7 protein-coding genes are annotated in these 8,870 nt (G+C 58.5%); all 7 read left to right on the top strand.

Annotated elements, in window-relative coordinates:
• Window positions 1-100 precede the first annotated feature (100 nt).
• A complete protein-coding gene (rimP, locus tag F8N49_RS21555) occupies window positions 101-559 on the top strand; it encodes a ribosome maturation factor RimP (RefSeq protein ID WP_007973115.1) in 459 nt (152 codons plus the stop codon).
• Window positions 560-606: 47 nt separating this feature from the next.
• On the top strand, window positions 607-2,088 hold the full coding sequence (gene nusA / locus F8N49_RS21560; RefSeq protein WP_024011569.1) for a transcription termination factor NusA: 1,482 nt from the start codon (window positions 607-609) through the stop codon (window positions 2,086-2,088).
• 27 nt (window positions 2,089-2,115) lie between these two features.
• On the top strand, window positions 2,116-4,644 hold the full coding sequence (infB, locus tag F8N49_RS21565; protein ID WP_024011570.1) for a translation initiation factor IF-2: 2,529 nt from the start codon (window positions 2,116-2,118) through the stop codon (window positions 4,642-4,644).
• Window positions 4,645-4,803: 159 nt separating this feature from the next.
• A complete protein-coding gene (gene rbfA / locus F8N49_RS21570; protein ID WP_016771753.1) occupies window positions 4,804-5,205 on the top strand; it encodes a 30S ribosome-binding factor RbfA in 402 nt (133 codons plus the stop codon).
• 4 nt (window positions 5,206-5,209) lie between these two features.
• A complete protein-coding gene (gene truB, locus F8N49_RS21575) occupies window positions 5,210-6,127 on the top strand; it encodes a tRNA pseudouridine(55) synthase TruB (protein ID WP_024011571.1) in 918 nt (305 codons plus the stop codon).
• Between the two features lie 143 nt (window positions 6,128-6,270).
• Window positions 6,271-6,540, top strand: coding sequence for a 30S ribosomal protein S15 (gene rpsO / locus F8N49_RS21580; protein WP_016771751.1), 270 nt, complete (start codon window positions 6,271-6,273; stop codon window positions 6,538-6,540).
• 204 nt (window positions 6,541-6,744) lie between these two features.
• Entirely contained in the window at window positions 6,745-8,850 is a 2,106-nt protein-coding gene (pnp, locus tag F8N49_RS21590) for a polyribonucleotide nucleotidyltransferase (protein WP_024011572.1), read from the top strand.
• Window positions 8,851-8,870 lie beyond the last annotated feature (20 nt).

An 8,870-nucleotide genomic window follows, 5' to 3' on the forward strand; every position in this document is an offset into this window, starting at 1 on the left:
ATCCTTTCAACGCCGCTGTTCGACGGCGTTTCAAGGATGGGCGTTATGCCCATTTTTTTATTTTGCAAAGCATGCACATATCATGCACTAGGGGGTTCAGGTGTCGAGCAAGCTAGAAGAGTTGCAGGCCTTGCTGGCCCCGGTGGTCGTGGCCCTGGGCTATGAATGCTGGGGTATCGAGTTTTCGGCTCAGGGTCGTCACTCGATGTTGCGCGTTTATATCGATAAAGAGGGTGGCGTGCTGGTGGACGATTGCGCCATTGTCAGCCGTCAGATCAGCGGCGTTCTGGATGTTGAAGATCCGATCTCCGTTGAATACACCCTTGAAGTTTCCTCGCCTGGCATGGAGCGCCCGCTGTTCACTCTTGAGCAGTTTGCCAAATTTGCCGGTGAACAAGTGAAGATCAAGCTGCGCTCGCCTTTCGAAGGTCGACGCAACTTTCAGGGCCTTCTGCGCGGTGTAGAAGAGCAGGACGTCGTGGTGCAGGTAGAAGACCACGAGTTCCTGTTGCCGATCGATATGATCGACAAGGCCAACATTATTCCCAGTTTTGACTGAGACGCGGATCCCGCGGATCCAATGGCTTGCGAAAGGCGAGGCGTACGATGAGCAAAGAAGTACTGCTGGTTGTTGAGTCGGTATCCAATGAAAAGGGTGTACCGGCAAGCGTAATTTTTGAAGCGCTGGAGCTGGCTCTGGCCACTGCTACCAAAAAGCGTTTTGAAGACGAAGTGGACCTGCGTGTGGAAATCAACCGCCACACCGGTTCTTACGAAACCTTCCGTCGCTGGACGGTCGTCGAAGAGAATGATCTCGACGATCCGGCCATCGAGACCTGGCCAAGCAAGGTTGCCGAAACGCATCCTGGTGCCAAGGTCGGTGACGTCGTCGAAGAGAAAATCGAATCCATCGAGTTCGGCCGCATCGCTGCACAGACTGCCAAGCAGGTCATCGTGCAGAAAGTTCGCGAAGCCGAGCGCGCTCAAGTGGTCGACGCCTATCGCGAGCGCCTGGGAGAAATCATCTCCGGCACCGTGAAAAAAGTTACCCGCGACAACGTGATCGTCGATCTGGGCAACAATGCTGAAGCATTGCTGGCCCGTGAAGACATCATTTCTCGCGAAACCTTCCGTGTCGGCGTGCGTCTGCGTGCGCTGCTCAAGGAAATCCGCACCGAGAACCGCGGCCCGCAGCTGATCCTGTCGCGTACCGCGCCGGAAATGCTGATCGAGCTGTTCCGTATCGAAGTGCCGGAAATCGCCGAAGGCCTCATCGAGGTCATGGCCGCCTCCCGTGATCCGGGTTCGCGTGCCAAGATCGCCGTCCGCTCCAAGGACAAGCGCATCGACCCGCAAGGTGCCTGCATCGGTATGCGCGGTTCGCGCGTCCAGGCGGTATCGGGTGAGTTGGGCGGTGAGCGTGTTGATATCGTGCTGTGGGACGACAACCCGGCCCAGTTCGTGATCAACGCCATGTCCCCGGCCGAGGTTGCGGCAATTATCGTTGACGAAGATGCCCATGCCATGGACATCGCCGTTGGCGCAGACAATCTGGCTCAGGCCATCGGTCGCGGTGGTCAGAACGTGCGTCTGGCCAGCCAGTTGACTGGCTGGACCCTGAACGTGATGACCGAATCGGACATCCAGGCTAAGCAGCAAGCAGAAACCGGCGACATCCTGCGCAACTTCATCGACGAGCTGGAAGTCGACGAAGAACTGGCTCAGGTGCTGGTAGATGAAGGCTTCACCAGCCTGGAAGAGATTGCCTACGTACCGGTGGAGGAAATGCTCAACATCGACGGCTTTGACGAGGACATCGTCAACGAGCTTCGTGCTCGCGCCAAGGATCGCTTGTTGACCAAAGCCATCGCTACTGAGGAAAAGCTGGCAGACGCCCATCCGGCCGAAGACCTGCTCTCGCTTGAGGGTATGGACAAGGATTTGGCGATGGAACTGGCGGTGCGCGGCGTAATTACCCGCGAAGACCTGGCCGAGCAGTCTATTGACGACCTGCTCGACATCGACGGCATTGACGATGATCGTGCCGGCAAGTTGATCATGGCCGCCCGAGCCCACTGGTTCGAGTAATTAGGCGCGGCCTGAGGAGAGAAGTGCATGACGCAAGTCACGGTGAAACAACTGGCCGATGAGGTCAAAACACCGGTAGAGCGCCTGTTGCAGCAGATGCGTGAGGCAGGTCTGCCGCACACCGCCGCCGACGAAAATGTGACTGACAGTGAGAAGCAATCCCTGCTGACTCACTTGAAGAGCAGTCACAAGGCGAAAGTGGAAGAACCACGCAAGATCACGCTGCAGCGTAAAACTACCAGCACCCTGCGTGTGGCTGGTAGCAAGAGCATCAGCGTTGAAGTTCGCAAGAAGAAAGTTTTCGTACAGCGCAGCCCGGAAGAAATCGAAGCAGAGCGCAAGCGTGAACTGGATGAGCGTCGCGCAGTAGAAAATGCTGCCCGTCAGAAGGCTGAAGAAGAAGCCAAGCAACGCGCCGAAGAAGAAGCGCGTCGCCAGCCTGCTGCTGCGCAAACCGCTGCCAGCGACGCCGTTGCGGCGCCGGCTGCCGCTGCCGAACCTGTTCGCGAAAGCGCACCGGTGGCTGCTGCTCCTGCTCCATCGGCTGACGTTCGCAACAAGCAGAACGAACAGCGCCGTCCGGACAAGCCACGTGCCGACGACAACAATCGTCGCAGCGGTGGTGGTGATGGCGAGCGCAAAAACGCTCCGCATCGCGCATCGGTCAAAGAAAAAGCTCCGGCGCCACGTGTGGCGCCACGCACTACCGACGAAGAAAGCGATGGCTTCCGTCGTGGTGGTCGCGGCAAGGCCAAGCTGAAGAAGCGCAACGCCCACGGTTTCCAGAGCCCGACCGGCCCTGTCGTGCGTGATGTGCAGATCGGCGAGACCATCACGGTTGGCGATCTGGCCAATCAGATGTCGGTCAAAGCGGCTGAAATCATCAAGTTCATGTTCAAACTGGGTACCCCAGCGACCATCAACCAGGTGCTTGATCAGGAAACTGCTCAGCTGGTAGCCGAAGAACTGGGCCACAAAGTGACCCTGGTCAGCGACACCGCTCTGGAAGATTCCCTGGCCGAGTCCCTGAAGTTTGAAGGTGAGTCGTTCTCCCGTGCACCAGTCGTGACCGTAATGGGCCACGTTGACCACGGTAAGACTTCCCTGCTCGACTACATCCGTCGTGCCAAGGTAGCTGCTGGCGAAGCCGGCGGTATCACCCAGCACATCGGTGCATACCACGTTGAGACTGATCGCGGCATGGTCACTTTCCTCGACACCCCGGGTCACGCTGCGTTTACCGCAATGCGTGCCCGTGGTGCCAAGGCGACCGACATCGTGATCCTCGTGGTTGCAGCGGACGACGGCGTGATGCCGCAAACCATCGAAGCGGTTCAGCATGCTCAGGCAGCTGGCGTGCCGCTGGTGGTAGCAGTGAACAAGATCGACAAGCCGGGCGCCGATCTCGATCGCATCCGTAGCGAGCTGTCGGTTCACGGCGTGACTTCCGAAGACTGGGGTGGCGACACACCATTCGTTCCGGTTTCGGCGAAGATGGGTACTGGCGTGGACGAGCTGCTTGAAGCCGTTCTGCTGCAGGCCGAAGTTCTCGAGCTGAAAGCTACTCCATCGGCTCCTGGTCGTGGTGTGGTGGTTGAATCGCGTCTCGACAAGGGTCGTGGCCCGGTGGCAACCGTGCTGGTTCAGGACGGTACGCTGCGTCAAGGCGACATGGTCCTGGTCGGTTCGAACTACGGCCGTGTACGTGCCATGCTCGACGAGAACGGCAAGCCAATCAAGGAAGCCGGTCCATCCATCCCTGTCGAGATCCTCGGCCTGGACGGTACCCCGGACGCTGGCGACGAGATGAGCGTGGTTGCCGACGAGAAGAAAGCCCGTGAAGTGGCTCTGTTCCGTCAAGGCAAGTTCCGCGAAGTCAAACTGGCTCGCGCTCACGCCGGCAAGCTGGAAAACATTTTCGAAAACATGGGTCAGGCCGAGAAGAAGACGCTCAACATCGTCCTCAAATCCGACGTCCGTGGTTCGCTGGAAGCGTTGAACGGTGCCCTGAATGGCTTGGGCAACGACGAAGTACAAGTGCGCGTCGTGGGTGGCGGTGTCGGTGGTATCACCGAATCCGACGCCAACCTGGCACTGGCTTCCAACGCTGTACTGTTCGGCTTCAACGTGCGTGCCGATGCCGGCGCTCGCAAGATCGTCGAGCAGGAAGGTCTGGATATGCGTTACTACAACGTGATCTACGACATCATCGAAGACGTCAAGAAAGCCCTGACCGGCATGCTCGGCAGCGATGTTCGCGAGAACATCCTGGGTGTGGCCGAAGTGCGTGACGTGTTCCGTTCGCCGAAGTTTGGCGCGATCGCCGGTTGCATGGTGATCGAAGGTGTTGTGCACCGTAACCGTCCGATCCGTGTACTGCGTGAAGACATCGTTATCTTCGAAGGCGAGCTGGAATCCCTGCGCCGCTTCAAGGATGACGCTTCCGAAGTACGTGCTGGCATGGAATGCGGTATCGGCGTGAAGAGCTACAACGACGTCAAAGTCGGCGACAAGATCGAAGTCTTCGAGAAGGTTCAGGTTGCTCGCAGCCTCTGACTCGCGCACTTCAAGGGCCACGATGGGCCGTAGCATGCAAATGCACGGCACAGCGTCCGGACTCTAAACGCAACGCCCGGTCTGGCTTTTGTCAGGCCGGGCGTTTGCCGCTTTCAGACCTTGCGGGTTTCACCGCTGGGCAGTAACAGGTAACAAATCATGGCAAAAGAATACAGCCGTACCCAACGTATCGGCGATCAGATGCAGCGCGAGCTGGCGCAACTGATCCGTCGCGAAGTCAAAGACCCGCGCGTCGGCCTGGTCACCATTACCGCTGTGGAAGTGTCCCGTGACGTCGGTCACGCGAAGATTTTCATCACCGTGATGGGCCAGGACAACGCTGAAGACATCGCGCAAAGCATCAAGGTGCTCAACGCCGCCGCAGGCTTCCTGCGTATGCAATTGGCCCGCGAAATGAAGCTGCGCAGCGTGCCGCAATTGCACTTCCACTACGACGAATCTGTCGTGCGTGGCGCGCACTTGTCGGCATTGATCGAGCGCGCCGTGGCTGAAGACAATCAGCACGTTGCCGCTCCAGCACCTGAAGACACCAAGGAGTAATTCGGTGGCTCAGGTCAAACGTATCCGTCGTAACGTCAGCGGTATCATCCTGCTCGACAAGCCATTGGGGTTCACCTCCAACGCTGCATTGCAGAAGGTGCGCTGGCTGCTCAATGCCGAGAAGGCCGGGCACACCGGCAGCCTCGATCCGTTGGCCACCGGCGTGTTGCCGCTGTGCTTCGGCGAGGCAACCAAGTTCTCGCAATACCTGCTCGATTCCGACAAGGGCTACGAGACCTTGGCACAACTGGGCAAGACCACCACCACGGCCGATGCCGAAGGCGAGGTTTTGCAGGAGCGTCCGGTGACCGTTGGTCGCGCCGATGTCGAAGCGGTTCTGCCGAAATTTCGTGGGCAAATCAGTCAGATACCGCCGATGTACTCGGCACTCAAGCGTGATGGCCAGCCGCTGTACAAACTGGCACGTGCAGGCGAAGTAGTGGAGCGCGAACCGCGTTCTGTTACTATTGCGCGCTTGGAATTGCTGGCCTTCGAAGGCGATACTGCGCGGCTTGCAGTGGACTGCAGCAAGGGTACCTATATTCGCACCCTGGTGGAGGATATCGGTGAGCAACTCGGTTGTGGTGCGTACGTCGCAGAATTGCGCCGGACCCAGGCCGGGCCTTTCACCCTGGCGCAGACTGTTACTCTCGAAGAGCTGGAAGCGGTACATGCCGAAGGCGGCAACGAAGCGGTCGATCGCTTCCTGATGCCATCGGACAGCGGCCTGCAGGATTGGCCGTTGCTGCACTTTTCCGAAGCGAGCGCGTTCTACTGGCTCAACGGCCAGCCGGTACGTGCCCCGGATGCGCCGAAGTTCGGCATGGTGCGGGTACAGGATCACAATGGTCGCTTCATCGGTATCGGTGAAGTGAGCGAAGACGGGCGCATCGCGCCGCGTCGCTTGATTCGGTCAGAATGACCGGAACCGGTCTGCGTTAAGCGGGCCGGCGAGTGTGGCTGTTAACAGGCATGGTCACTACTCATTTATAGATACAGGGATTTGTCCCTGGCCTGTTGAAGCTGTTTCCCTGAAACAGTTTCCTGATAAGGAAGGATTGCCTCATGGCTCTCGACGTTCAAGAAAAAGCTCAAATCGTTGCTGACTACCAGCAAGCTGTTGGTGACACTGGTTCGCCAGAAGTGCAGGTTGCACTGCTGACCGCCAACATCAACAAACTGCAAGGTCACTTCAAGGCCAACGGTAAAGATCACCACTCCCGTCGTGGTCTGATCCGCATGGTTAACCAGCGTCGCAAGCTGCTGGATTACCTGAAAGGCAAGGACGTAAGCCGGTACGCCGCGCTGATCGCTCGCCTGGGTCTGCGTCGCTAATCAGCGATTGCGCTATGAGGTTGGTGGTCTGTCGGGCGTCAGCGGTTTTCCGCTGGCGCCTTGCAGGCTCCCAGCCTCAAGTTTTATCTGCAGCATGGCTTTACCTGTAGCACCCGGACAGTTGCCATCGGGCCGATTCCCGAGATTGCCCAAGAATTCGCAAGAAACCGTTTCCCCCAAGAGCCACAAAGAAGGTAGGACACCGTGAACCCGGTAATCAAAAAATTCCAGTTCGGTCAATCGACCGTTACCCTCGAGACAGGCCGTATCGCCCGTCAGGCCTCCGGCGCAGTATTGGTCACCGTTGACGACGACGTCAGCGTGTTGGTGACTGTTGTCGGTGCAAAGCAAGCCGATCCGGGCAAGGGCTTCTTCCCTCTGTCCGTTCATTACCAGGAAAAGACTTACGCTGCCGGTAAGATCCCTGGCGGTTTCTTCAAGCGTGAAGGCCGTCCTTCCGAGAAAGAAACCCTGACTTCCCGACTGATCGACCGTCCGATCCGTCCGCTGTTCCCAGAAGGCTTCATGAACGAAGTGCAGGTTGTCTGCACCGTCGTTTCCACCAGCAAGAAGACCGATCCGGACATCGCTGCGATGATCGGTACCTCGGCTGCCCTGGCCATTTCCGGCATTCCGTTTGACGGCCCGATCGGCGCCGCTCGCGTGGCTTTCCACGAAAGCACCGGCTACCTGCTGAACCCGACTTACGAGCAGCAGGCCGCTTCGAGCCTGGACATGGTCGTTGCCGGTACTTCCGACGCCGTGCTGATGGTTGAATCGGAAGCCAAAGAGCTGACCGAAGACCAGATGCTGGGCGCAGTACTGTTCGCTCACGACGAATTCCAGGTTGTGATCAACGCTGTTAAAGAACTGGCTGCCGAAGCTGCCAAGCCAACCTGGAACTGGGCTCCTGCGCCAGAAGCCACCGAACTGCTGGGCGCTATCCGCGCCGAGTTCGGCGAAGCGATCTCCCAGGCTTACACCATCACCATCAAGGCCGACCGTTACGCTCGCCTGGGTGAGCTGAAGGACCAGGTGGTTGCCAAGCTGTCCGGTGAAGAAGGCCAGCCAAGCGCTGCTGAAGTCAAAGCAGCCTTCGGCGAAATCGAATACCGCACCGTTCGCGAAAACATCGTTAACGGCAAGCCACGTATCGACGGTCGCGACACCAAGACTGTACGTCCGCTGAACATTGAAGTCGGCGTTCTGCCGAAGACTCACGGTTCGGCACTGTTCACCCGTGGCGAAACCCAGGCGCTGGTTGTGGCAACACTGGGCACCGCCCGTGACGCGCAACTGCTGGACACCCTGGAAGGCGAAAAGAAAGACCCGTTCATGCTGCACTACAACTTCCCGCCGTTCTCGGTAGGCGAGTGTGGTCGCATGGGTGGCGCCGGTCGTCGCGAAATCGGTCACGGCCGTCTGGCCCGTCGTTCGGTTTCGGCCATGCTGCCAGCCGCTGACGTGTTCCCGTACACCATCCGCGTGGTGTCGGAAATCACCGAATCCAACGGTTCGAGCTCGATGGCTTCCGTGTGCGGTGCTTCCCTGGCACTGATGGACGCTGGTGTACCGATGAAGGCACCGGTGGCCGGTATCGCCATGGGTCTGGTTAAAGAAGGCGAGAAGTTCGCCGTTCTGACCGACATCCTCGGCGACGAAGATCACCTGGGCGACATGGACTTCAAGGTAGCCGGTACCGCCAAAGGCGTGACTGCGCTGCAGATGGACATCAAGATCAAGGGCATCACCGAAGAGATCATGGAAATCGCTCTGGGCCAGGCCCTTGAAGCGCGCCTGAACATCCTCGGCCAGATGAACCAGATCATTGGCCAGTCGCGTACCGAACTGTCGGCCAACGCTCCGACCATGATCGCGATGAAGATCGACACCGACAAGATCCGTGACGTTATCGGTAAAGGTGGCGCGACCATCCGTGCGATCTGCGAAGAAACCAAGGCTTCGATCGACATCGAAGACGACGGCTCGATCAAGATCTTCGGCGAAACCAAGGATGCTGCAGAAGCTGCTCGTCAGCGCGTTCTGAGCATCACTGCAGAAGCCGAGATCGGCAAGATCTACGTCGGCAAGGTTGAGCGTATCGTCGACTTCGGCGCATTCGTGAACATCCTGCCGGGCAAGGACGGTCTGGTGCACATCTCGATGCTGAGCGACGCTCGCGTAGAGAAAGTCACCGACATTCTGAAAGAAGGTCAGGAAGTGGAAGTGCTGGTACTGGACGTGGACAACCGCGGCCGTATCAAGCTGTCCATCAAAGACGTGGCAGCTGCCAAGGCTTCGGGCGTTTAATCACCCAAACGCTTTAGCGC

The organism is Pseudomonas sp. GXM4 (genome assembly GCF_008923895.1).
GTDB lineage: Bacteria > Pseudomonadota > Gammaproteobacteria > Pseudomonadales > Pseudomonadaceae > Aquipseudomonas > Aquipseudomonas atacamensis.